We start from the raw sequence: 25,219 nt of genomic DNA on the forward strand, positions 1-25,219 counted from the left end.
GATGCTGTTTTTTTAGATGTATTTGGTGTTCAGTTTCGGACAAATATTGTTCAGAAACGAACACTTTTGATTTGTTGTGTGTTTTTATATTACTGATAGATAGTGTTTTGTGATTTTTTGTTTTTTGGCATGAAATTCCATTCTTATTATATAAAAAAATAGAATGGACACTCTCATCAATCGTAAAAATAATAAAAAAAAGAAGCTACTATTAGTTATTCCTGCAATTTTGCTTTTAGGCTATTTTGTAATTACTGCCATGACAAAAAAGAAGAGTTTAAGTGTAAAAAGAGCCGAAATAACGATTAAGAAAGTTTCTTCAGATTTTTTTGAAGACTTTATTTTATTTCAAGCCAAAGCAATTCCTTTAAATTCGATGCTGGTAAATGTAATTGAAGGAGGTGCGGTACAAGAAATTTATGTTGAAAATGGTGATTTGGTCAAAGAAGGACAGCCTTTGGTACGTTTATATAATCCTAATACTGAATTAAACTATATGCAACAGGAAACAGCTATTATTGAACAAGTAAATAATTTAAATAAAGCCAAACTAGACTTACGTAATCAAGAATTGAGTTTAGCTAAAGATTTAATTAGTATCGAACACGATTTTCAAGATGCTAAAAATTTATATGAGTTGAATAAAAAACTCTTCGATCAAGAAATATTGGCTAAAAATGAATGGACCGTAACACAAGAAAATTATCGTTTTCAAAAAGAACGAATGGATATTATTAAGCAAAGTGTAACGAAAGAAAAACAAGCCAACCAAATTCAGATTCATCAGTTGAATCAGTCTATTGAAATTATGAATAAAAGTCTACGTATTTTAAGAGATAATAAAAATAATTTTTTAATTACTGCACCACTTTCAGGGAGATTATCGTCATTTGAGCCTATTTTAGGAAAAACATTTACACAAGGGAATAGTATAGGAACTATAGATGTTATGAAAGGATATAAACTAGTGGCAGATGTAGATGAGTTTTATTTAAGTAAAGTAGCTGAAGGTCAAAAGGGTTCGGTGGATTTTAAAGGTAAAATTATAAATGTTCAAATTTCAAAAATTATTCCTGAAGTTAAAAATGGAAGATTTATTGTAGAACTCGCGTTTACAGATAGTCAGGATTTAGAACTGAATCAAGGAATTTCATTTGGCGTAAAAATTAATCTCTCTGAAAAAACGAAAACCACCATACTACCTAAAGGAAGTTTCTATCAGGAAACAGCTGGAAAATGGATTTTTGTAGTAGCAGATGATAAAGCAGTAAGAAGAAAAATAACATTAGGGAGAGAAAACCCTTTATACTATGAGGTAATAGATGGTTTGAAACCAGGTGAAAATGTAATCACGTCAACCTATAAAGATTACCAAGAAATTCAAGTTTTAAATATTAAAGAATAAATCAAAAAACGAATCGTCATGATACAAATTACAAATCTTTCTAAGGTCTTTCAAACGGAAGAAGTAGAAACAAAAGCATTAAACGAGGTTTCAATTACCATTAATCAAGGTGAATTTATAACCATTATGGGACCGTCAGGAAGTGGTAAATCAACACTTCTAAACATTGTTGGACTTCTGGATAGTGCTTCAGGAGGAAGTTATCAATTGTTGCATCAGGAAATGATAGGAATTAAAGAACAAGAAAAAGCAAAAGTAAGAAAGCAAAATATAGGGTTTGTTTTTCAAAATTTTAACCTTATCGACGAACTTTCGGTATATGATAATATAGAATTACCACTTATTTACAACAATGTTCCAGCATCAGAAAGAAAAAAAAGAGTTGAAAATATAGCTGATCGTTTAGGTATTGCTCACCGTTTAAAACATTATCCCCAACAACTTTCTGGAGGACAACAACAACGTGTTGCAGTTGCCAGAGCGCTTATTAATGACCCTAAAATTATTTTAGCTGATGAACCAACAGGAAATTTAGATTCAAAAAACGGAAATGAAGTAATGGAATTGTTAACCGATTTGCATGCACAAGGAGCTACAATTTTAATGGTAACGCATTCTAATTATGACGCTTCTTTTTCACAAAGAACGATTATCATGAAAGACGGAATGATTCTCTCTGAAAAGAATAATAGTAAAAATGTAGATGTGTTCCTCTCTTAAATAAAGAAACAAGATAAAAATAATCACCTTAATAAGTACTTTTTTAGTAAGTATCTTGGCTGTAACTCAAATCTCGAAAAATAGAACGAGCAATAATTTGTGGCAAGTGGAGAAAATGTCGAGTCCCTTAAGTTCTATTACAAATAAATAAATCATCAATCAAAACGAATAGTTATGTTTAAAAATTGGATAAACCTTTTTATGTATCACATAAAGAATAATAAACTTTTTACAGCGCTTAATATCATAGGGTTAAGTATTGGTATTGCTGGTTTAATTTTTGCTATCTTATATTGGAATGATGAGCAAAGTTATAACGATTGGAATCCAGAGAGTGAAAATGTACATCAAGTAATTAGCGATTTAGGGAATGATATCATTTGGGGGTATACTTGTAGTCCTTTAGCTCAATATCTTACTCAAGTTCCTGAGGTATCTTCTTTTTGTTATTTTAACACATGGTATTATAATGAAATTATAACCTATAAAGGCAAAAAAGAATTAGTGGCTAAAATATTTGATGCTCAAAATAATTTTTTTGATTATTTTCCTTTCGAATTTATTAGCGGAGATGGAAAATCAGCCATACAAGACAATGGCAGTATTGCTCTTTCCCAAGCAGTAGCTCAAAGATTATTTGGGGATGAAAATCCAATGGGAAAACAACTTCAGTATTCAGGACGAACACTTGTTGTAAGAGGAATTTATAAAAACAATTCTAAATCATCTATTGCACCAGAAGCGGTAACCAATATTATCGATAAGCAATTAGAGGAAAACAAAGACCAATGGGGTAATTTTAATTTTGGATTACTATTAAAATTAAAAGATCCCTCTCAAAAGGTAAAAGTAGAAAAGATACTAAACAATCTTTTTTTTAAATACAAAGCGGAGAAAGAAGCTAAAGAAGAAGGGATTACGGTTGAAAAATATATTGAAAAGTATGGAAAGATTAATAATATTTTAGAACCTTTAAAAACGGCTAGATTGCATTCTAAAACAAACGGTTACCCTGAAGGTAGAGGAAATTATCAAATGCTCGTCATTTTAATGGGATTGTCTTTCTTAATTTTAATTCTATCTATCGTTAACTATGTTAATTTAGCTACTGCCAATGCTATAAAAAGAGCTAAAGAAGTAGGGGTGCGAAAAATTATTGGAGCATCCAAAGGCAATATTGTTAAACAGTTTGTTTTTGAAACTATTTTGATGGTTTTATTTTCAATTGTTCTTGCTTTAGTTTTTGTAGAATTGTCTTTGCCTTATTACAATGAGTTTTTATATAAAGAACTAATTATTCATGGCAATCAGTTTTATTTGCAAATTATTACCATTTTTATCGTAACAGTTATTGTTGCTGGGATTTTTCCAGCCATCTATGTATCCAATTTTGAAACACTGAAAGTGCTAAAAGGAAATTTTGGAAGAAGCAAACGAGGAGTTTGGTTGCGTAATAGTATGCTAATTCTTCAATTTGCTATTGCTACTTTTTTTATAGTTGGTTCCTACATAGTATATCAACAAGTACAATTCATGTTAGACAAAGATTTAGGTTTTCAAGGAGAACAGGTTTTAGCTATTTCTTATAGAAACCCTTCCGACGATAAAGACGAAAATTACCTTCAAAAGCTTTTTAATCGATATGAAACCATTAAGCAAGAATTGGGCAAAATAAAAGGAGTAAAACAAGTTTCAACAGGAGCGTTTAAATTTGGAAACGGAGCTACTTCTTCTTCTAGTTTTAATTATAATGGAATTAATATTCAAGGACAAAATATGGCTGTCGATTTTGGGATGTTACAAATGATGCAGATTCAACTAAAAGAAGGAAGACTCTTTGATGAAAAATTCGCGTCAGATACCATTAATTCTATGATGATTAATGAAACAGTTCAAAAAATGATGAATGAAAAAAATCCTATTGGAAAAGAAGTAAATTGGAATGGAAATAAACTTAAAATAATAGGTGTTGTTAAAGATTTTCATCTTTACGGACCTCAAGCAGAAATTCCACCTATGTCATTTTTTCATTTTAAAACGATACAGTGGATTATGCAGAATGTAAATACGATTTATGTTAAAGTAGAGGCCAAAGATATGGAACAAACGATAGAAGGAATTGAAAAATTTTGGGTAAAAAATGTAGATACAGAATATCCTTTTGATTATGATTTTGTAGATAAAAATTATGCGAGAACATTTGATAAGTTTGTCAGACAAAAGAATTTATTTTCACTACTTAATATCGTTGTTATTCTTATTGCACTTTTTGGGTTATTCGCTTTAGCTAGTTATTCTATTCAAAGACGCATGAAAGAGATTGCTATAAGAAAAACATTAGGTGCCGAAACCAATGTTTTGTTAAAAGAACTCTCTAAACAATATATCGTTTTCTGTGTCATAGGTTTTTTAATTGCTGTGTTTCCAGCGTATTATTTGTTAAGTCTATGGTTAGAGGATTTTGCTTACAGAATTACAATTTCTTTTCTGCCTTTTCTTATTGGATTTATCATTTTATTAATATTAACACTTGTAGTGGTACTTTCTAGAGCATATCAGGCGACTAAAGTTGATGTTTTAAAATATTTAAAATATGAATAAAAAGATAAACATATTTCTACTTATTTTTTGCTTAACCAATGTTTTTGCAAATGGCCAAGAATTAGCTTGGTCATTGCAAAAATGTATCGCTATTGCTATGGAAAACAATCTTGAAATACAGATACAACAGTTGGAAATAAAAAGAACGCAAAAAAGCAACCCTTCCCTTTTAAATGAAATGATGCCTAGTATTAATTTTACAGCTAGTCAAAGTTATAATTTCGGTTCAACTATTGATCCTGCAACTAATGGAAGAGTAAGTTCAAATATTCAGTATGACAATTTTTATTTAAATGCTCAGATGAATTTATTCGATTTTAATACCTTGGCCACTATTCAAAAAAACAAACTAAATCTAGCGATTACTAAAGCAGAAAAAGAGGTGATTGAAAATGAATACAAGCTTCAGGTATTAGAAAGTTTTTATCAAGCATTATTTATGCAAGAGTTATTTAAAATTCAACAGCAACAATTGCAAAACTCTAAAGAAAACTTGAATAGGATTGAAAAAGAAGTTGCAATTGGAAATAAACCTAAAAGCGATTTATATGATATTCGATTTCTCTTTTCTCAAGATGAAAAAAGACTTTTGGAAACAGAGCAAGCCTATGTAATTCAAAAAATACAATTGTTCCAGTTAATTAATTTTTCTGTAATAGATACTGTAGAAATGATAACATTAGAAATTCCTTTAGCTTCCTTATCTACTAATAATACTGATGAAAACATAAATCCTAAAATAAAAGTAGCCGAATTGAATTATGAAAAAAGCCTAAAAGAAATCCATTTTCAAAGAGCCGCTAATTTACCTGTTTTGTCAGCGTATTACCAAATTTCTTCCTTTTATTATAAACCGTTAAACCAGCCAAGTAGTATGGTGGATAGTTTTAATAATCAAATTGGGAATAATAAAAACCAACAAATAGGGTTGCAATTAAATATACCTGTTTTTAACGGATTTAAAAATTCAAAAAAGGTACATGCTGCAAAAATTGAAACAGAAAAATCGAAATTAAAAATTGAAACAGAAAATCAAAAGAGGGATAAACAATTAGAACTGGAAAGATATAATCAAAGGAACTATATTTCTTTACAGGAAAAACTAAATAATGTTTTACTTCATGCCACTAATTCTTTCCAGACCACTCAGGCAAAATATACATCTGGAAAAATTGATACGAATTCTTTTGCTTTGTCTAAAAATAATTTGCTGACCTCTGAATATGAGCTACTAAAAAATGAATTAATGATTCAATTTAGTGTCTTTAAAATACATTTAATACAAGTAAATGCCTTGTAAATAGAAAGTATAAAATATTCCTATGATATTATAAAAACTTTAATCTGTAATATTTTCAAACTTTTAAACTTCTGACTATCTTTGCAATTCAAATTCAGTCTTAATAAGAATTTGAATTAAAAATAATAAAAGCATGTTATTTCAAAGTTGTTTTGTCTTCAATTGCTTTGGAATACCAAAATAAACGCTTAACGAGATGAAATTAGATAGAAAAGAAATTCTTAAAGCTCTTGAAACGATAACAGTAGCAGGGGAAGGTAAGAATATGGTTGAAAGTGGAGCCATTCAAAATGTCATTACTTTTGGAGATGAAGTTGTAGTTGATGTTGTATTAAGTACACCAGCATTACATATCAAGAAAAGAACTGAAGTAGATATTATGAAAGTCATTCATGAAAAAGTATATGAAAAAGCTAAAATAAAAGTAAATATCAAAGTTGAAACTCCTAAAAAAGAAGATCAACCGAATGAAATCAAAGGAAAAGCCATACCAGGAATTAGTAATATTATTGCAGTATCTTCAGGCAAAGGTGGTGTAGGAAAATCTACTATTACAGCTAATTTAGCGGTTACTTTAGCGAATATGGGTTTCAAAGTAGGTGTTTTAGATGCTGATATTTACGGACCTTCCATGCCTATCATGTTTGATGTGGAAAATGCAAAACCCATTTCCATTGAAGTGGATGGGAAATCTAAAATGCAACCCGTACAAAGTTACGGTGTGGAGTTACTTTCCATAGGTTTTTTTACCAAGCCTGACCAAGCCGTTATCTGGAGGGGTCCAATGGCAGCCAAAGCTTTAAATCAAATGATTTTTGATGCCAATTGGGGAGAAATCGACTTTATGTTAATTGATTTGCCACCTGGTACAGGAGATATTCATTTGTCTATTATGCAATCGTTGCCTATTACAGGTGCGGTTGTGGTAAGTACACCTCAAGCAGTAGCTTTAGCAGATGCTAAAAAAGGAGTTTCCATGTTTACCAATGAAAGTATTAATGTTCCTGTTTTAGGAATTATTGAAAACATGTCTTACTTTACTCCTGAAGAATTGCCAAACAATAAATATTATATCTTTGGAAAAGAAGGTGCTAGAAATTTAGCAGAAGACTTGAATGTGCCTTTCTTAGGTGAAATTCCTTTGGTACAAAGTATTAGAGAAGCTGGAGATTATGGCCGTCCTGCGGCTCTACAAACAGCAACACCATTAGAAAAAGCTTTTGAAGAATTAGCAAGAAACGTGGTTCAGGAGACTGTTACTAGAAATGAAAATTTACCAGCAACTGAAGCAATAAAAATAACGACAATGGCAGGTTGTGCTGCTGTTAAAGGAAAATAAGATGAATAAAGAAGAAATCATAGAAAACATCGAAAAAGCATTAAATGAAATTCGTCCTTTTTTAAATTCAGATGGAGGTGACATTTCATTAGTGGATATTGTAGATGATAAGCATGTTAAAGTTCGTTTAGAAGGAGCTTGTACCAGTTGTAGTTTAAGTATTAGTACCATGAAAGCAGGTGTAGAAACTACGATTAAAAAGTATGTTCCGCAAATTGAAACGGTAGAAAATATTGCTTAATAAGATGATAAAAATCATAGAATATGTAGTTTAAATCATAGAAATTTGGACTTATATATTGTTTGATTTTAAACTTTTGAATACATGATAGAAACAGATATATTAATCATAGGAGCTGGTCCTACAGGACTTTTTGCGGTCTTTGAAGCAGGATTACTTAAATTAAAATGTCATATTATTGATGCTTTGCCTCAACCAGGAGGACAATTAGCAGAATTGTATCCTAAAAAACCAATTTTCGATATTCCAGGTTATCCAGAAGTTTTGGCGGGAGATTTAGTGACTAATTTAATGGAACAAATTAAACAGTTTCAACCTGGTTTTACTTTAGGTGAAACAGCAGAAACTATTGAAAAACAAGAAGACGGAACTTTTATTGTTACCACAAAAGAAGGAACACAACATAAAGCCAAAGCCATTGCAATTGCGGGTGGATTAGGTACTTTTGAACCTAGAAAACCACTTTTAAAAGACATTGAGTTTTATGAGCAAGAAGATCGAGGTGTGGATTATTTTGTAAAAGATCCTGAAAAATATCGAGATAAAAACATTGTAATTGCTGGTGGAGGAGATTCTGCTTTAGATTGGAGTATTTTCCTTTCAAATGTTGCTAAATCTGTTACTTTGGTACACCGAAGAAATGAATTTAGAGGTGCTTTAGACTCAGTTGAAAAGGTACAGGAATTAAAATCAGAAGGGAAAATTAAACTAATTACTCCAGCTGAGGTAGTAGGTTTTAAAGGAAGTGAACGTATCGAATCTTTAGATATTGAAATCAATGGGGCACGTATGCATGTTGAAACCGATTATTTTATCCCTTTATTTGGGTTAACCCCAAAATTAGGACCTATTGCTAATTGGGGCTTGGAAATCGAAAAAAATGCCATTAAAGTCAATAATGCGCTAGATTATCAAACGAATGTTGAAGGTATTTATGCCATTGGTGATGTAAATACTTATCCAGGTAAGTTAAAACTGATTTTATGTGGTTTTCATGAAGCCACTTTAATGTGTCAAAGTGTGTATAATCGTTTAAATCCTGGGAAAAGATATGTATTAAAATATACGACTGTATCTGGTGTAGATGGTTTTGATGGAACCCGAAAAGAAGCTGAGAAAGCAGTTGTAAAATCGATAGATTAATGACAGACATTACCATAAAAATTACAGATAGAAAGGGAGTACTTCATGAAGTGCAAGCTCCTACCGATATGAATATGAATGTGATGGAGTTAATTCGTTCTTATGAATTAGCGGAAGAAGGAACTATCGGTATTTGTGGCGGAATGGCCATGTGTGCTTCCTGTCAATGTTATGTTTTAAATGATGTTTTAAAAACAGAACGTAATGATGATGAAGAAGCCATGCTTTCAGAAGCGTATCATGTAAAAGAAAATAGCCGTTTGGGCTGTCAAATACATCTAACAGAAGATTTGGATGGCTTGGAAATAGAAATTGCACCAGAACAATAAAAAATAAAAAGCGAGATTCAATCTCGCTTTTTTTAATTTAAATTCATGGGATAATTAATATCATTGTAGGAAAGAAATCCAGATTTTCTATTAAAATCGAGTAAGGATACTAATTCCACAACTTCGTGACGTTCTAAAAGAATCATGAAATTATTTTGCAAGGTAGGAATAGGAATTTTTTTCTCATAAATCGAATTTTCATATTCCTTTTCCCAATAGGCGCAATCGATATCTTTTAAATACCTAGCCAAACTGTTTAATTCATAATCTGATAGATTAAAATTTAAGTTTTTATACGATAACTGATAGGCTTTCGATTTATAACAGTAAATCAAAAAACCATTTTTATTTTTGGTTAGGTATTTAAAATGATGGCACATACTATTTATTTTACAAATGAATCAATAATTTTATCTGTTTCTTCTTTAGTGGCTGTTGGTTCTAAATCAAATAAATGTGAAAATAAAGGTTTGTTATCAACCGTGTTTTCTAATTGGATATCTTGTTTTTTATTAAAAACAGTTTGCCATTTATCTCTTACATTTTTCCAAAGTTTTTGGTTCACTTTCCACCAGTTTTGTGCTGCTAAACATTTTGAATTGTCTACTTTAACATATAAATCTAAACCTTTTTCTTGAGCAATTTCAGTATCATTTCCTTTGTTATCGCGTACGAGTTTTCTATTGTCTTGTTCGTGTAGCCAGCCATAGGATGTTATTTCATGAATGTTTCTACGTTCTAATACATTATAATCTTTACGAATAGTATGTTCTCTTCTTGGGAGTGGAGCATCTGTTGTATTCATCCAATAGTCTTTACCATCTTTATGTATCCAAGAAGCAGTGCCTTCATAACGCGGACTATCATCTACTTGATATACTTTTTGCGTCCACTGTCCTTTTACCTCTTTTGGTTGTAAAGCAACATATTTCCATGTTTTGTCTTTGTAAAACTGATAAAAATCGGTGTTTTCATATAACCAATCTTGTCTCCAATGTTTGATAATCATTTGATCATTTACAAGTAACAAATGTTGTAAGACTAATTTGTTAGGTGTTTCTTCTACTAATTCTACCCATTCTAAACCATAATCTTTTTTAGTAGGTGATGGCTTATGTGTAGAATCTGATACGGTTTGAAATGTCTCTGTAAAATTAAATTTTACTTCATAACAACCACACATTTTTTTTATTGATTCGATGTCTTTTTGTTTTTCTTGAGCATAACTAATTGTGTATAAGATACTTAAAATTAAAATGCTAACTGCTTTTCTCATGATTATATAAGGTTTTAGTATAAATTTCTTAGGCAAAAATATTAAATTAATTTAGAATAAATAAAAATAAGAGATATATTTGCAGAAATAATTTTATTAAGTCTAAATTTAAATAATGAAAAAGATTCTTTTTTTCATACTATTCATACCAAGTGTAAATCTTGTTTATTCACAAGAAATTGAAGCAGATTCTTTACAATCAAGAGCATTAGAAGAAGTAATAGTTACTGCAACAAGAACAGAAAGGAGTTTATCTTCGCTGCCTTTACCTAGTGCTATTATTACTGCAGATGCTATTTCTAAAGCAGGAGTTACCCGTTTGAGTGATATTATTGCTGAACAAACTGGATTAATTACGATACCTGATTTTGGAGGCGCAGAAGGAATTCAAGTACAAGGTTTAGATGCTGCCTATACACTTATTTTATTAGATGGTGTACCATTAATAGGTAGAAGTGCAGGAACTTTAGATTTGTCTCGAATTAGTGTAGGAAATATTAGCAGTATAGAAATCGTTAAAGGCGCCTCTTCTTCTCTATATGGTTCAGATGCATTAGCTGGTGTGATTAATATAATTACTAAAAAACCAAAAGAGGATGTGTTTTCAGGAACCAGTGCTTATCGCTTTGCTACTTTTGAAACGCAAGATGCTAATCTTGATTTTGTATGGAAGAAAAAAGCTTTTTCTGGCAGTGTTTTTACCAATTACTTTGCAACTGCTGGTTATGATTTAAATGAAGCTACTCCAGAAAAAACGGTCGAACCGTATCAAAATGTAACCGTTCAACCTAAACTCTATTATGATTTTTCAAAAACATTACAATTGGTTTTAGGTACGCGATTTTATCATCAAGAACAAGATTATAAAGCCACAATAGATTCGGAAAACTACAAGGGAATTTCGAAAATAAAGGAATGGGATACTCAAATAAAGTTATCCCAAAAATGGAATGTGTCTATTGATTCAGAATATGAATTCTATGCTACAAATTATAAAACAGACGAATTTTTAAATGATTCTCAGGGTTTTGTTTTCGAAAGTAGCTTTTATAACCAATGGCTTTTTAGACCTGAAATACGAACCACTTTTTCTTTGCCAAAAAGTAAAATAACAACTGGTTTTGGTTTAAATCATGAAACATTGGATAGAACCTACTTTGCTTCACAAGTCATTTTTAATTCACAATATGTTTTTTTGCAATACGATTATAATCCTAGTAAAAAATGGAATATTTTGACAGGATTCCGATTTGATAATCACAATCAGTATCAATCACAATGGAGTCCTAAAATAGCAGCAAATTATAAATTGAACACTCATTTATCATTAAAATCTTCTATTGGTTATGGTTATAAAGCTCCAGATTTTAGACAATTGTATTTCGATTTTACCAATTCGGCTATTGGTTATGCCGTTTTTGGGTATAATGTGGCTGAAGAAAGGTTGAATGAATTAGACAATCAAGGACAAATTTTATTTCGAACCAATGGAATTGATTTTTCAAGTGAATTAAAACCTGAAAGTTCAGTGAACATCAATGTGGGAAGTTTTTATGAGAAAAATAATTTTAAATGGGATACCAATGTGTTTTATAATGCTATTTCTAATTTAATTGATACGAAAGTAATAGCCCAGAAAACAAACGGTCAAAATGTATTTAGTTATTTTAATATAGATGAAATTTTTACGTATGGTTTAGAAAATAACTTCCATTATTCTTTTCATTCCAATTTGAAATTTTCTTTGGGTTACCAATACCTTATTGCAAAAGACAAATCGGTTTTACGTGATCTAGATAACGGAACTGTTTTTGCTAGAGATGCCAATACCTTAGAATCCTTTCAACTTAAAAAAACGGACTATTTCGGACTTTTTAATCGATCAAAACACACTGCAAACCTTAAAGTTTTATATACGATTCCAAAACTAAAAACCACTTTTAATTTAAGAATTTTCTACAGAAGTAAATATGGAATTGTAGATTCAAATAACAATCAAATTCTAGATAAATATGATGTCTTTGTCAAAGATTATTTTTTAACAAATCTTTCTATAACCAAAGAAATAAAGCAAAAAATGACTTTACAAATAGGAAGTAATAATCTATTCGATTTTAAAAACCCAGATCAAATTAGTGCTATTTCTGGTAGACAATTGTTTGCTAGAATGCAATTTAACTTTTAACAAATTAACTTAAATACATATATTATGAATACCAAAGTAATTCAATTATCCATTTTTTCTTTATTCCTTTTCTTTACGTCTTGTAATAATGATGATGATGCTGTAACTAACACACCTGCTAGCTTAGAAACAAAAACAGTAGCTAATTTATACGCACCACAAACAGGAGGACAGGGGCAACCTACGGCTGGAGCTTTTACAAAATTTAGTTTTTCTGAAAATGAAATTGTAACTTCTGATAATTGGGATATTGCTTTTCGAGGCACAACGCTTATCGTTAATGGAGGAGAAGCAATAGGTTTAACCGATGAACCAACCCGAACAGGTGATGGCGCAGTAAGTACTTTAGCCGCTACCTTTAATGCGGTTACAGTGATACCAGAAGCCACTACTTTTGCTCAAGATGGCTCGGGAACTTATGCTTTTTCTGAACCTTGGTATGATTATAACCCAACAACACATGTTATTACTCCAAAAGCAGGTAAAGTATATGTTGTAAAAACACATGATGGCAAATATGCAAAATTTGAAATATTAAGTTATTATCAAGATGCTCCTGCTAACCCAGATATGACATCAGCTTCTCGATATTATACATTCAAATTTGTATATCAACCTAATAGTGCTACGCATTTTTAATAGGAAAACGTTAAATATCCATTAGAAATAGACACTATTCATTTAGATTTTTTGTTATTTTTTTAGTCAGAAACTGCTCTTTTTCCCTTAGAGCAGTTTTTTTATTACAAACTAATTAAAAAGAAAAGACTTGTTATTGAACAAGTCTTTTCTTTTCGATTAAGATACAATTAAAGCTATAAGTTCTAAATTGTTCTTTCATTATTTTATAACTTTTTGAATCTCCGTTTGAATGGGTAATTTTTACAATGTAAATTCCTTTAGGACAATTTTTTAATGTTATCTTTTATGAAATAACTCAAAAGTTTGATATTTAGTGGTTTGCTTCAATTTTTAGATAAGTAAATTTTTAAGAATGTAACATTTTAAAAAAAGCTTCGTATAAGTACTATATAAATTAATGAAATGGAACAACAAAATTCTATTCTAGGATTGCATATTTTACAAACCTTACAATCTAATAATGAAAATAAGTTATTAAATTATAATTCATGCGCTCAGTACATAGATGATTTGTTATTAGAATTCCAACTAGAAAAAGTGGGAGCGTCATTTTTTATTTTTGAAAATAAAAGTTTTACTACAGCCATTTGTTTAAAAGAATCGCATATTTGTATCCACACTTGGCCAGAAATAAATAGGATAACCATGGATGTTTATTTATGTAATTATTCGTGTGATAATACCCATAAAGTAAAAGCTATTGCTCATAAGATGGCAACTTTCTTTGAAGCAAGTATTGTTTCTTCTAATGAAATTGTAAGGTAATTATGGAGATAACATGTGTTCGTTGTAGTGCTTCTTTTGAACTAATAGATAACTTCAATTTTAAATATTATACTTGCCCGTCTTGCAATAGTAATTATAAATATAAATCAGGAGAATTCGTTTTCTTAGACACAACTTCTCAATCATCCTATGTGCCCAAAATAAAAATAGGTGCAAAAGGTATCATAGATACGATTGCTTACACTGTGGTTAATTATGTGCATAAAAAGAATGAGAAGGGAGAATCATGGTTTGAATATCAGTTGGTGTCTAAGTCTGGTGAAATAATTTATTTGACAGAAGAAGCAGGTCATTGGTCTCTTGAAAAAAGCATTACCATAAATAGCGCTACAAACAAAGAAACTATACTGTATAATGCGATTGAATTTAAAAAATATGAAGTTGGTAAATCTAAAGAGTATTATAGGGTTGGTTTTTTTGAAGACAAATTAGATACAGGTTTTAGTCATTATGAAGAATTTATTGCCCCTCCGTTTGGTATTTCTATAGAAACAAATGGAAAACATAAAGACTTTTATTTAGGAGAATATATTTCTCAAAAAGAAATAAAAAAGATACTTGCAACAACTGATTTAAAACCTAAAAACGGAATAGGAGCTTTACAGCCTTTTTATTATAATCTTTCTCAAGTATATACTATTTTTATAATTGGTATTTTACTTACAACGTTGTTACATATTGTTTTTTATACACAGAGTAAAGAACAATTAATTTTTGAAAATGTTATCGATTTAGATAAAGGAAACAATAAAGAAAAGTATACCAATGTTTTTACTTTGAATGGTCCTATTGCACCTTTAAACATAACCGTCGCTTCTGATGTAGATAATTCATGGATTACTACCGATTTTGTTTTGATCAATGAAGAGACAGGAGAACAGGTTTATTTTGCCAAAGATTTAGAATACTATTATGGTAATTCTGAAGGAGAAAATTGGAATGAAGGGAGCAAACAAGAAGAATTTAATATCTGTGGAGTTAGTTCAGGAAAATATAAGATTATGGTTTTGCCAAGCAAAGAAGAAAACTCAAAAAATTCTTATTTAAGGCTTAAAATATATTGGGGAAAACCAGATAATTGGAATTTATATGTTTCCATTTTTATCTTTTTAGCTTTAGGAGTTATTTTATTTATTATTAAAAATAATTTTGAAAATAAAAGATGGGAAGACAATTATTATTCACCTTATAAAAAAGACAAATGATTCAATTTAAAAAAGACATTTTTAATAATAAAATACCTATACTAATAGTAGTTGCTATTCTTGTAATTTATTTGAGCAGTACTTTTTCTGGAAATAGAATATGTAATTGTGAAAAAGTAGAAAAAGAAAAGCGAACGCGTTCAAGCAGAATTTACAATTCAAATAGTTATCATCATAAATAATTTTATAAATGGAAGAGTTTTTTAAACCTGTTGTAGCTTCAATAATCTATTCTTTATTAGGATTTGTCATTCTATTATTGTGTTATTTTATTATTGAAAAAATTACCCCAGAAAAATCATGGAAAGAAATTGTTGAAAACAAGAATACAGCTTTAGCTATTGTTTTAGCAGCTTTTATTTTAGGTATTTCATTTATTATAGGAATGGCAATTCATGGTTAAGATTAAATATGAATATCTTTTTTTAATAACTATTTTTATCATATCTACCTGCGGATTAATTTATGAATTAATTGCTGGTACTTTGGCTAGTTATCTTTTAGGAGATTCAATCACACAATTTTCTTTAATCATTGGAATTTACCTATTCTCTATGGGTATAGGTTCCTATTTGTCTAAATTTTTTCAAAGTGACAATTTGATAAAGCGTTTTATTGAAATCGAAATTTTAATTGGATTAATAGGTGGTTTGAGTGCTCCATTATTATTCTTGATTTTTAACAGAGTAGATTTTTTTGAGTTTTATTTGTATTTTATAGTATTTGTTATTGGATGTTTAGTCGGATTAGAAATTCCTTTATTAATGAATATTTTAAAAGATAAATTCCAATTTAGTACTTTGGTTTCAAACGTATTTACTTTTGATTATATAGGCGCTTTAATTGCGTCCATTCTTTTTCCTGTGTTTTTTATTCCATATTTAGGTTTAATAGAAACCTCAATAGTTTTTGGGATTGTTAATATTTCAACGGGCTTATTGATGTGTTTTTTACTTGAAAAGGAGATAAGAGGGAGTTATTTTTTAAAGTTTAAAGGCTTTTTTTCTTTGCTCATTTTAATAGTAACCTTGTGGTTTGCCTCAAAAATATTATCCTTTTCGGAAAAAAATTTATATGGTGAGAATATAGTGTTTTCAAAAACAACTAAACACCAGCGGATTGTTTTAACCCATGAAAGAAAGAATTTCAATCTTTATTTAAATAATAATCTTCAGTTTAGCACTTTTGATGAATACCGTTATCATGAAATGTTAGTGCACCCTACCATGTCTTTGGCGAATAAGATTGACCATGTTTTAATTTTAGGTGGTGGTGATGGTTTGGCAGCCAGAGAAATTTTAAAGTATCAGGAAGTAAAAACCATTACATTAGTAGATTTAGATGAAGAAATGACCCGTTTGTTTCAGAAGAATCAACTCTTTGTTAAAATGAATAATGCTTCTTTACAACATCAAAAAGTAAAGATTATTAATAAAGATGCTTTTGCATGGCTTAATGAAAGAAATCATAAAAAATATGATGTTGTTATTATAGATTTTCCCGATCCTTCAAATTTTAGTTTAGGAAAGTTATATACCAATAGTTTTTATGCGAGTCTTCAAAAAGTATTGAGTAAAGAAGCTGTTGTGGTTGTACAATCTACTTCACCATTTTTTGCTCCAAAATCTTTTTGGTGCATTCATAAGACCATTCAATCCGAATTTGTTACTGCGGTTCCATATCATGTCTATTTGCCTTCTTTTGGAGAATGGGGATTCACTTTAACAGCAAATTATGACTATGATAATAAGATTAAGAGAAAAATCCCCAATTTAAAATTCTATAATTATAATTTAGACAATTTCACCTATTTTTCTAAAGACATGCTAATAAATGAGGTTGAGATTAATAAACTAAATAATCAAAAATTAGTTGCTTATTTCAATGCAGAATGGAGCAACTATTAATTTTTATAATCTTCTAATCTGCAAGGTCCTTCTAAGCATTCTTTTTTAATTTGGAGGGTGCCGTCTTCTTTGGTGTCAATAGACCATTTGATTAAAGCAATGGTGCCGTTTACAATTTCAATACCTGTAATACTTCTAGGGTGCACACAACTGCCATCATTAAAATAATATAATGCATTTTCAATAGGACTAGGAAATCGAGGTCGGTGGGTGTGACCAGTAATGGTTATTTTGTTGTTATTGTCAGCAATCCATTTTTTAATTCTTTTTTCTACTTTAATTAATTCAACATAATTTTTGGCAGGACTTGTAGGGTCTTTAATACCCCAAACTTGAAGCGGTTTCCATAAAATTCGTACTAGAAAACGATTAATTTTCCAGCCTACATAATTCATAAAATCGGCTTGATGACCGTGTGTTAAAAACAATTCTTGATTGTAATTGTCTTTGTTCTCTAATACAATCGCTTCATGAAATTGAATGTTTGGAAATAATGGTACGTTTTCCCCTTTTCGTTGATCAAAGTATTCGTATAAATTTTTCTTAACTACATTTTCATTGCGATATACCATATCATGATTGCCGTAAATGAGATGCAAGCGATTAGAAAAATAAAATTTTTGAAGTAATTGATAGACATTTTTATTCGCTTCAAAAATAGTTTTAAAGAATATATTTTCCCACAATTCATCGCCATCACCGAGTTCTATATAAGTATAATTTTCTTTAAAATAATGATCTAACGCATGGTAGTAAATGTTCCTGTTGTTAGCAAAATCATCAGCAAAACTACTATCGCCTCGGTGGCAATCGCTAAATAAAATAAACTTATCGGTGTTTGTAAAAGCAATTCTTTTTGCTTCTTTATAGGCTTTATTTAATCGATCTTGAGAAGACATGTTTTTTATGCTTTAATGAATTTATTTGTCCTTATCAAAAATAGGCTATTTTTAGTGGAATTGCTATTTTGAATGGGGTCTAATTTAGCCGTGATAGTAGGGGAAAGCAAATCGTTTCCAAATGGTAGCTTTACTTATAAAAAAAGAGCAACTGTAAAGAAGCTCCTTTTTTTATTTAGTAATGTAATTTGGAAACGATTTCTTGAATCGGATAGCGCGAAAAGCTTTAAATGAATTCCATTTTTTTAGTGATAGCTTCTTCAATAGCATTCCATAGGCCAATTCTTTTTTGAAGGGCTATAATTGATACTTCTTCCACTTCTTGCCATTTTTTTGCATCGTTATTGCATAATTCTTCAATCATTTTCATAGCCATTGGTCCGTGTTCATCGGCATCTAATTCGATGTGTCTTTCGAAATAATAAATTAATTTTGACAAATCTTTATCTGGAAAATTGGCTTGAAATTTTTTCAATATTGCGGTAAACATTTCAGGGATTAAATCTTCTCTTCCAAAAGTGAATGCAGCGGCAATTTGATGCGAGTCTCCTTCTTCAATAACTCGGAATGTAAAATCTAGAAAGGCTTTTACATTAGGATGTAAATCGCTATGTTTAATTGATACAAAAATGTTTTTTGTTGCTTCTACATCGGTTAAAAAGTTTTGAATAGGAAGTGTATCGGCACCTAAAGCTTCCATAGCATCTAAATATAATTCATAATGGCTTTTTCTATTGCCATTCTGATCCACGTCGGTTTCTTCTGCCACTACAATTTCATTAATTAAATAGCGAATTTCTGGATTGCCAACAGGTAACCAAGGGGTTGTAGTGCAGGTTAACTTAGCTTGTAATGCTTTTAGAAGAGACATGAAGTCCCACACAGCAAAAACATGATGTTCTAAAAAACAATTTAAATCTTCAACCGTTTTAATTTCATTGTATAATGAATGTTGCAGTAATTGTTCTTTATAAGCTAAAATTTTTTGGTTAATAATTTGGGTATTCATAATGCTGATTTTTAAATTATATACGTAACCTATTACATAATAGATTGCAAATAATGTTCCAAAATTAAAAATGCTTCACTAAAAAGCGAAGCATTTTTGATTTTTTTTATCTATTATGCTATTATTTAAATGCATTTAATCCTGTGATGTCTAGTCCAGTGATTAATAAATGTATGTCGTGAGTACCTTCGTAAGTAACTACAGATTCTAAATTCATCATATGTCTCATGATAGAATATTCTCCTGTAATTCCCATTCCGCCTAGCATTTGACGTGCTTCTCTAGCAATAGTTAGAGCCATGTCTACATTGTTTCTTTTAGCCATAGAAATTTGTGCAGAAGTCGCTCTTCCTTCATTTCGTAAAACCCCCAATCTCCAAGTTAATAATTGTGCTTTTGTGATTTCGGTAATCATTTCGGCTAATTTTTTTTGTTGTAATTGGGTAGCACCAATAGGTTTGTCAAACTGAATACGCTCTTTAGAATAACGTAAAGCTGTGTCATAACAATCCATAGCAGCACCAATTGCACCCCAAGCAATTCCATAACGAGCAGAATCCAAACAACCAAGAGGAGCTCCTAAACCAGATTTATTAGGTAGTAAGTTTTCTTTTGGTACTTTAACATTATCAAAAATTAACTCTCCTGTAGCAGAAGCACGAAGTGACCATTTATTATGAGTTTCAGGAGTGGTAAATCCATCCATGCCTCTTTCTACTATTAAACCATGAATTCTTCCTTCTTCATTTTTTGCCCAAACCACAGCGATATCAGCAAAAGGCGCATTAGAAATCCACATTTTCGCACCATTTAATAGATAATGGTCACCCATATCTTTAAAATTGGTTACCATACCAGCTGGGTTTGAACCATGATCTGGTTCTGTAAGACCAAAACAACCAATGAATTCACCTGTAGCTAATTTTGGTAAATATTTCATACGTTGCTCTTCATTTCCATATTTCCAAATAGGGTACATAACTAATGAAGATTGTACAGATGAAGTAGAGCGAACGCCACTATCTCCTCTTTCTATTTCTTGCATGATTAAACCATACGAAATTTGGTCTAAACCAGCTCCACCATATTCTACTGGAATATATGGTCCAAAACCACCTATTTCTGCTAAACCTTTTACAATTTGTTTTGGAAATTCAGCTTTTTGAGCGTATTCTTCAATAATTGGAGAAACTTCTCTTTTTACCCAAGCACGTGCTGAATCACGTACCAGTTTGTGTTCGTCATTTAATAAATCATCCAATTGATAATAATCTGGAGCCTGAAATAAGTCTGGTTTCATATATAAGTTATTAAGAGATAGTTTGCCTTACAGCTTTGTTAAATTAATAAAACAAAAGTAAATAAAGATTTTTAACAAATCAACGAACAATTGTTATATTTTTCAAACAAGTAAAATGGAAACCACCAGCATTAAAAAATATTTTTGTATTTCAAAAAATAATATTACTTTAGAACTCGATACGATTAAAATTTGTATCTGGTCTTCTCGAGACTTTTACTTCTATAAACCACTTTATAATTACTTATCGATATAATTCAAAAAATCGATGGTTAATTTTTTATATTGAAGACAAGTGTTCAAGTGTCTTAAACAATTGAATAAACAAGTATAAATTATTTAAAACTTTTAATTATGTTAAAAAAGATCTTAAAATTAAGTGGTGCACAAGAATTGTCAAAAAAAGAACAAAAAGAAATTAATGGCGGAGCAATTATTACAAAACGCTGTGGAGGAGATGGGAGTTTTATTTATGTAAATGGAGAAAAGGTATGTTGTTATATTCCTGCTCAAAATAATTATATCTGCTAATTAAAACAGATATATCTAAAATTTGCAAAAGCTACTTATAATCTTATAAGTGGCTTTTTTTCTAAAAAAAATAAAATTCTAAAATTTTATGTGCTATTATCTAAATACATTTTTTAATCAAATACAATGATTTATATTTTAGGTGCCTTCTTTTCAGTTTTTTTAATAGTTATTTTATTGCATAAGAAAAAATCTAAATCTGACTATATTTTAATTCTTTGGTTACTCATACTAGGTTTAGATTTGTCTTTATTTTATGGTAAAAAAGAGAACTTGATATTAAATATTTTAAACGTGCCTTTCCCTTTTTTTCATGGTCTTTTATTGTTTCTTTATACAAAAACGTTATTACACTTTAAAACAAGTAAAATAATTTTTGTTGTTTTAGTCATGCCACTGTTTATTTGTATGATTGGTTTGTTTTATTTGTTTTATAATCAAAATTTTAGTCTTTTCGTTTCTGTTGAGCAAACCACAATATGGGGAATAGTTTATTTTGTTTTAGTTCTTCTATCAGGTTTTTTGGGAGTTTATTATTCTTTTAAAACAATTAAAGAGTATGAGTTGAAACAAGATGAGAATAATGTTCTAAGAAAGCTTAATTTAAAATGGTTACGTTTTTTAATTATAGGAATTGGGATAACATGGGGAACAATTTTTTTTAATATATCGGAAATAACACTTTTCTTTTTATCTCTTTTTGTAATGAGTATTGGATATTATGGTATTATCAAAGCTCCAATATTTTATGAATTTCAAATTTCCAAAAATAGCAATGCCTTTAGTGTAATAGAGAAAGTTGCATTAAAAAAAGAATCTCTACTCTTGAGTGAAGAGAGTGAAAGGCAAATACTAAATCGATTAGAAAAATTGATTGATAAAAAAATGTATCTTAAGAATGATTTTACACAACAATTTGTAGCTAAAAAAATAAAAACAAACACGTCTTACTTATCACATGTGGTAAATAAATACTATCAGCAATCTTTTAGTAGTTATCTTAATGAATTAAGAATTAATTATGCAATAGAGCAGATAAAAAATAATTCCATATTTAGAGAATATACCACACAAGCTATAGCTGAAACTGTTGGTTTTAAAAATGCAGATTCTTTTACTACGTCTTTTAAAAAGAAAATGGGAGTTACTCCGTTTCAATTCATTAATGCAGTTAAAAAAGAAAAGAGATAATTGTAAGTAATGTCTCTTTTAAAATTTATGAAATTTGTCGATTTTCTATTCAAGGTTATCAATGAACATTCTTTTCTGGATATTTCTTTATTCTTCTGAATCTTTAGGAACTATTTTTTCTGTAATCAGTTATTATTCTTATTCTCTTTGAAAGTTTTCAAGTACTACTTGTGAAAGTCTCAATTACAGAATTATAACTCAATTATAGTGTTAGATGATTGTTTTTATTTCATTAGTTCTTAAAATGTTTAAAAATCAAAATTTTATATCGTTGAAAAGATGTTTTTGTTTGTTTAGTGGTCCTCAATGTTAAAGTAGTAAGTGCTATAATTTAAAAAATACAGGCCTTTTTTTTATAAATCCTATGTTTTACTTTTTTTAAAAACCTTTTTTTTACTACAAATTTGTTTTGAAGTTATGTTTCAAAAGAATTGGTTGCTGATTTTAAGAATATAATATCAAAAAAAATATAATGGCCATTATACTGTCAAAAGTTTCAATTGACATTAAATGTTTGAAACAATTAAAAAGAGTAAACATGAAGAAATCAATTTTAAGTTTGAAAGGTGTTCACGAGTTAACATTAGTTGATAAAAAGAAAATTAATGGTGGAGCAAATGCGTGTTGGCAACAAATTTGCGGAATAACTAGAGAACAATGTATTGAAGAATTACAAGGTATTTATAATAAATCTACTGGATGTTGTGGGTATGTTCCATCTAATTGTTAATGTTAATCTATTTATAGTCATGAAAAAATCAATTTTAAGTATTCAAGGGATTAGAGTTTTAAATAAAAATGAACAAAAAATAGTAGCTGGTGGTCATCATGATCCTTGTCAAATTCAACAAGCTTGTTGTGGTAAACCTGGTTATCCACCTTGTATGGAAAAATAAAAATTATGAAAATAAAAATTATGAAATTCGAAAAAGTGCAATTGCTTTCTAAAAATGAATTGAAAGCAATTGGCGGTGGTAAAACAGAAGATTGGGATTTATGTTGTTTAAAAGAAAACTCGCCACCATTACCTCCTTTTGGTTGTGAATCTTGGGTAATTTGTGCAGAATTCTAGTTGTAAGAGCTTAATTTCAATTGGCTTTATATATGAATCAAATAAATATAATAATTATGAAAAACTCAATTTTAAGTATTCAAGGTGTTCAAATTTTAAGTAAAAATGAACAAAAGGAAGTATCGGGAGGTACGTTTAATGATCCTTGTAGTATTCAAGAGGCTTGTTGTGGCAAACCTGGATATCCAAAGTGTAAATTAAAATAATTATCTTAATATTAAAACCACTAATAGTTTTATTGGTGGTTTTTTATTATAGCTTTAATGCATAAAATATTGAGAGGAAACTCCATAACAACATGTAATAAACTTAAAAATAATAATACCGCAAGTCCAGTAGCATAATCATAAAAATACAGACTTACAGCGAGTACCCAGAAAATACAAATTAGAATAGATTTTTTTTTGGTTATTTTTTTGTGCCACCCGATAACAGTTGTTTTTGAAAACCAATTTAAGTAATGATAGGTATAAGCGAAAGCAATAAAAATCTGAATTTTTAAATTCGCCATTTCATTAAAAAATAAAAAATTGTTGTATTCAATTCCGAAAAAATTTAAAACGGTGACATTTAATTTATAAAAATTAGTACTAATTATAGTTTTAATAGTTTCAGAAAAATGGTAGCTGGTATTGTCAATGTCAATTACTATTAAGATTAATGGTATGGCAAGCATTAGAAAAATATTAAAGTAATTTATCGTGCTTTTATCTTTTAAATTACCATACCACATAAATAAAATAGTAAAAAGATAGACATGTATTAATGTGGGAAGTAAAATACCTATAATAACATGGTATGTTTTAAATTGATGCAGTAAAAAAGCAATTAAAAACCCAATAGCAATAACAATTAATTGTTGTTTTTTTTGTTTCCAAAACAATAAACTAAAGGCAATTACCAGTGATAAAAAAAAGATGTGATTCGTATATTTAGGTAATTGATAACGTAGTATTTTGAAGATAGCTATGTCTTTTAAAGAGTCTAAGAATGAAATTCTTAAAATACCAGGGATAGCTATTATTAGGGTAAAAAAAAGAATAAAATAAATCCATTTTTTACTATTAATAAAGTAATTTTTATCTTTTATCCAATTGATTTCAGTTAAATAATGTAATGGCCCTAATATGGCGTAACTTAATACAAATAACTCAAAGGGAAAGATGTAAGCAAATACAAATGAAATTAAAATTAACAGGGTATTGAGTCGGTCTATTTGTAATATATTCATGTGGTAAAAATAAAAAAAGCTTCAAGATTTAACCTGAAGCTTTTAAAAAATATTTTATTTCAAATAATTAATATTTAATAACCATTTTTTTACTGTCTATTTTCTTTCCACCAATAAAAAGGGTGTAATTGTAAATTCCAGAAGCAAGTCCTTTGGTATTAATATGAAGTTCTTTTTCTCCTGTTTCATTTAAATCCACTTTTTCAATTATTTTTCCTAACATATCTGTAAAAACAAGTTTTGCATTTTCAGATTCAGAAGGAAGATAATATTTAATAACCGAAGTGTGATTAAAAGGATTTGGTACATTTTGATATAAAATTGGACCAGAAACTCTACTACCAGTGTGTGTAGGTCCTGCAAGCATTCCGTCACAAGCACAAGCTTCAATAGCGTCTAAACGAGTTAAAATATCATTTATTTGCGTTTGTTGATTCATGTTTTCTGTTTCTAAAGCACTTAAAATTGGAGATAAATCTACATTCACAGAAGCTCCATTTTCAATTGCAATAGTTAATGTGTTTCCAGATAATGTAGCAGAAGTTAAGTTTTGAGAATCGGTATTAACATAAGCCGATAAGTCTACCGTAGTTGCGTCATTTGACAAGCTTAAAGTATTACCAGTTAAAGTTAAATCTTGGCTATCAGTACCCGCAAGAGAAGATAAATCAACGGTGTTAGTACCACCAGAAATGCTTAAAGTAGATCCTGATAAACTTAATTCTTGATTGTCTGTATTATCTAAATAACCACTTAAATCTACCGTAGTAGCGTCATTTGACAAGCTTAAAGTATTACCAGTTAAAGTTAAATCTTGGCTATCAGTACCCGTAAGAGAAGATAAATCAACGGTGTTAGTACCACCAGAAATGCTTAAAGTAGATCCTGATAAACTTAATTCTTGATT

General features: G+C 29.5%; 28 protein-coding genes. 21 read left to right on the top strand and 7 right to left on the bottom strand.

Annotated elements, in window-relative coordinates; all coding sequences use genetic code 11:
- The first annotated feature begins 163 nt into the window (after positions 1 to 163).
- The 8 genes from CX675_RS01275 to CX675_RS01310 all read left to right on the top strand — a co-directional run bounded on the left by CX675_RS01275 (position 164) and on the right by CX675_RS01310 (position 9,078).
- Entirely contained in the window at positions 164 to 1,405 is a 1,242-nt protein-coding gene (locus CX675_RS01275; protein ID WP_130733404.1) for an efflux RND transporter periplasmic adaptor subunit, read from the top strand.
- 18 nt (positions 1,406 to 1,423) lie between these two features.
- Positions 1,424 to 2,125 (top strand): ABC transporter ATP-binding protein, encoded by a 702-nt coding sequence (locus CX675_RS01280; RefSeq protein ID WP_130733405.1) that lies wholly within the window; start codon positions 1,424 to 1,426, stop codon positions 2,123 to 2,125.
- A gap of 174 nt (positions 2,126 to 2,299) precedes the next feature.
- Entirely contained in the window at positions 2,300 to 4,726 is a 2,427-nt protein-coding gene (locus CX675_RS01285; protein WP_130733406.1) for an ABC transporter permease, read from the top strand.
- Positions 4,719 to 6,026, top strand: a complete 1,308-nt coding sequence (locus tag CX675_RS01290) for a TolC family protein (protein ID WP_130733407.1) — start codon at positions 4,719 to 4,721, stop codon at positions 6,024 to 6,026. Before CX675_RS01285 ends, CX675_RS01290 begins: the two co-directional genes overlap by 8 nt.
- A 196-nt stretch (positions 6,027 to 6,222) precedes the next feature.
- On the top strand, positions 6,223 to 7,365 hold the full coding sequence (locus CX675_RS01295) for an Mrp/NBP35 family ATP-binding protein (protein ID WP_130733408.1): 1,143 nt from the start codon (positions 6,223 to 6,225) through the stop codon (positions 7,363 to 7,365).
- Position 7,366: 1 nt separating this feature from the next.
- Complete coding sequence (locus tag CX675_RS01300; RefSeq protein ID WP_130733409.1) at positions 7,367 to 7,606, top strand: NifU family protein; 240 nt, start codon at positions 7,367 to 7,369, stop codon at positions 7,604 to 7,606.
- 84 nt (positions 7,607 to 7,690) lie between these two features.
- Entirely contained in the window at positions 7,691 to 8,749 is a 1,059-nt protein-coding gene (locus CX675_RS01305; protein ID WP_130733410.1) for an NAD(P)/FAD-dependent oxidoreductase, read from the top strand.
- Positions 8,749 to 9,078 (top strand): 2Fe-2S iron-sulfur cluster-binding protein, encoded by a 330-nt coding sequence (locus CX675_RS01310; protein WP_130733411.1) that lies wholly within the window; start codon positions 8,749 to 8,751, stop codon positions 9,076 to 9,078. Before CX675_RS01305 ends, CX675_RS01310 begins: the two co-directional genes overlap by 1 nt.
- Positions 9,079 to 9,110: 32 nt before the next feature.
- Here CX675_RS01310 and CX675_RS01315 read toward each other — a convergent pair whose 3' ends face one another.
- Both CX675_RS01315 and CX675_RS01320 read right to left on the bottom strand, forming a co-directional pair.
- Positions 9,111 to 9,458 carry a DUF6686 family protein gene (locus CX675_RS01315; RefSeq protein ID WP_130733412.1) on the bottom strand — a complete coding sequence of 116 codons (348 nt, stop codon included), beginning with the start codon at positions 9,456 to 9,458 and terminating at the stop codon, positions 9,111 to 9,113.
- A 5-nt stretch (positions 9,459 to 9,463) separates the two neighbouring features.
- Positions 9,464 to 10,354 (bottom strand): DUF6607 family protein, encoded by an 891-nt coding sequence (locus CX675_RS01320; RefSeq protein WP_130733413.1) that lies wholly within the window; start codon positions 10,352 to 10,354, stop codon positions 9,464 to 9,466.
- Between the two features lie 115 nt (positions 10,355 to 10,469).
- Here CX675_RS01320 and CX675_RS01325 point away from each other — a divergent pair, with 115 nt between their 5' ends.
- From CX675_RS01325 to CX675_RS01355, 7 genes are all read left to right on the top strand, one after another.
- Entirely contained in the window at positions 10,470 to 12,539 is a 2,070-nt protein-coding gene (locus CX675_RS01325; protein ID WP_130733414.1) for a TonB-dependent siderophore receptor, read from the top strand.
- 24 nt (positions 12,540 to 12,563) lie between these two features.
- Complete coding sequence (locus CX675_RS01330) at positions 12,564 to 13,178, top strand: HmuY family protein (protein WP_130733415.1); 615 nt, start codon at positions 12,564 to 12,566, stop codon at positions 13,176 to 13,178.
- A 405-nt stretch (positions 13,179 to 13,583) separates the two neighbouring features.
- Entirely contained in the window at positions 13,584 to 13,946 is a 363-nt protein-coding gene (locus tag CX675_RS01335) for an S-adenosylmethionine decarboxylase family protein (RefSeq protein ID WP_130733416.1), read from the top strand.
- Positions 13,947 to 13,948: 2 nt separating this feature from the next.
- On the top strand, positions 13,949 to 15,172 hold the full coding sequence (locus CX675_RS01340) for a DUF4178 domain-containing protein (RefSeq protein WP_130733417.1): 1,224 nt from the start codon (positions 13,949 to 13,951) through the stop codon (positions 15,170 to 15,172).
- Entirely contained in the window at positions 15,169 to 15,354 is a 186-nt protein-coding gene (locus CX675_RS01345) for a hypothetical protein (RefSeq protein ID WP_130733418.1), read from the top strand. The genes CX675_RS01340 and CX675_RS01345 overlap by 4 nt, the downstream gene beginning before the upstream one ends.
- 8 nt (positions 15,355 to 15,362) lie before the next feature.
- Positions 15,363 to 15,575, top strand: coding sequence for a DUF350 domain-containing protein (locus CX675_RS01350; RefSeq protein ID WP_130733419.1), 213 nt, complete (start codon positions 15,363 to 15,365; stop codon positions 15,573 to 15,575).
- Positions 15,568 to 17,079, top strand: a complete 1,512-nt coding sequence (locus CX675_RS01355) for a polyamine aminopropyltransferase (RefSeq protein WP_130733420.1) — start codon at positions 15,568 to 15,570, stop codon at positions 17,077 to 17,079. The genes CX675_RS01350 and CX675_RS01355 overlap by 8 nt, the downstream gene beginning before the upstream one ends.
- On the opposite strand, the gene CX675_RS01360 is transcribed toward CX675_RS01355, so the two are convergent.
- From CX675_RS01360 to CX675_RS01370, 3 genes are all read right to left on the bottom strand, one after another.
- Entirely contained in the window at positions 17,076 to 17,978 is a 903-nt protein-coding gene (locus CX675_RS01360) for a metallophosphoesterase (RefSeq protein WP_130733421.1), read from the bottom strand. The genes CX675_RS01355 and CX675_RS01360 overlap by 4 nt on opposite strands.
- Positions 17,979 to 18,204: 226 nt before the next feature.
- On the bottom strand, positions 18,205 to 18,987 hold the full coding sequence (locus tag CX675_RS01365) for a DUF3050 domain-containing protein (RefSeq protein ID WP_130733422.1): 783 nt from the start codon (positions 18,985 to 18,987) through the stop codon (positions 18,205 to 18,207).
- A gap of 121 nt (positions 18,988 to 19,108) precedes the next feature.
- Positions 19,109 to 20,287 carry an acyl-CoA dehydrogenase family protein gene (locus tag CX675_RS01370; RefSeq protein WP_130733423.1) on the bottom strand — a complete coding sequence of 393 codons (1,179 nt, stop codon included), beginning with the start codon at positions 20,285 to 20,287 and terminating at the stop codon, positions 19,109 to 19,111.
- A gap of 354 nt (positions 20,288 to 20,641) precedes the next feature.
- On the opposite strand from CX675_RS01370, the gene CX675_RS19675 reads away from it, so the two are divergent.
- From CX675_RS19675 to CX675_RS19690, 6 genes are all read left to right on the top strand, one after another.
- Positions 20,642 to 20,818 (top strand): hypothetical protein, encoded by a 177-nt coding sequence (locus CX675_RS19675; RefSeq protein WP_165395942.1) that lies wholly within the window; start codon positions 20,642 to 20,644, stop codon positions 20,816 to 20,818.
- 126 nt (positions 20,819 to 20,944) lie between these two features.
- Complete coding sequence (locus tag CX675_RS01375) at positions 20,945 to 22,009, top strand: AraC family transcriptional regulator (protein WP_130733424.1); 1,065 nt, start codon at positions 20,945 to 20,947, stop codon at positions 22,007 to 22,009.
- Positions 22,010 to 22,547: 538 nt separating this feature from the next.
- Positions 22,548 to 22,739 (top strand): hypothetical protein, encoded by a 192-nt coding sequence (locus tag CX675_RS01380; RefSeq protein ID WP_130733425.1) that lies wholly within the window; start codon positions 22,548 to 22,550, stop codon positions 22,737 to 22,739.
- 19 nt (positions 22,740 to 22,758) lie between these two features.
- On the top strand, positions 22,759 to 22,905 hold the full coding sequence (locus CX675_RS19680; protein ID WP_165395943.1) for a hypothetical protein: 147 nt from the start codon (positions 22,759 to 22,761) through the stop codon (positions 22,903 to 22,905).
- Between the two features lie 20 nt (positions 22,906 to 22,925).
- Entirely contained in the window at positions 22,926 to 23,081 is a 156-nt protein-coding gene (locus tag CX675_RS19685) for a hypothetical protein (RefSeq protein WP_165395944.1), read from the top strand.
- Positions 23,082 to 23,137: 56 nt separating this feature from the next.
- Entirely contained in the window at positions 23,138 to 23,287 is a 150-nt protein-coding gene (locus CX675_RS19690; RefSeq protein WP_165395945.1) for a hypothetical protein, read from the top strand.
- Positions 23,288 to 23,316: 29 nt separating this feature from the next.
- Here the strand turns inward: CX675_RS19690 and CX675_RS01385 are convergent, their stop codons facing one another.
- Together CX675_RS01385 and CX675_RS01390 are read right to left on the bottom strand one after the other, a co-directional pair.
- On the bottom strand, positions 23,317 to 24,312 hold the full coding sequence (locus CX675_RS01385; protein ID WP_130733426.1) for a hypothetical protein: 996 nt from the start codon (positions 24,310 to 24,312) through the stop codon (positions 23,317 to 23,319).
- Positions 24,313 to 24,379: 67 nt separating this feature from the next.
- Positions 24,380 to 25,219 (bottom strand): T9SS type A sorting domain-containing protein (locus CX675_RS01390; RefSeq protein ID WP_165395946.1); only part of this gene is annotated, 840 nt, incomplete at its 5' end.

The sequence above is a fragment of the Flavobacterium sp. J27 genome, assembly GCF_004303025.1.
Lineage (GTDB): Bacteria > Bacteroidota > Bacteroidia > Flavobacteriales > Flavobacteriaceae > Flavobacterium.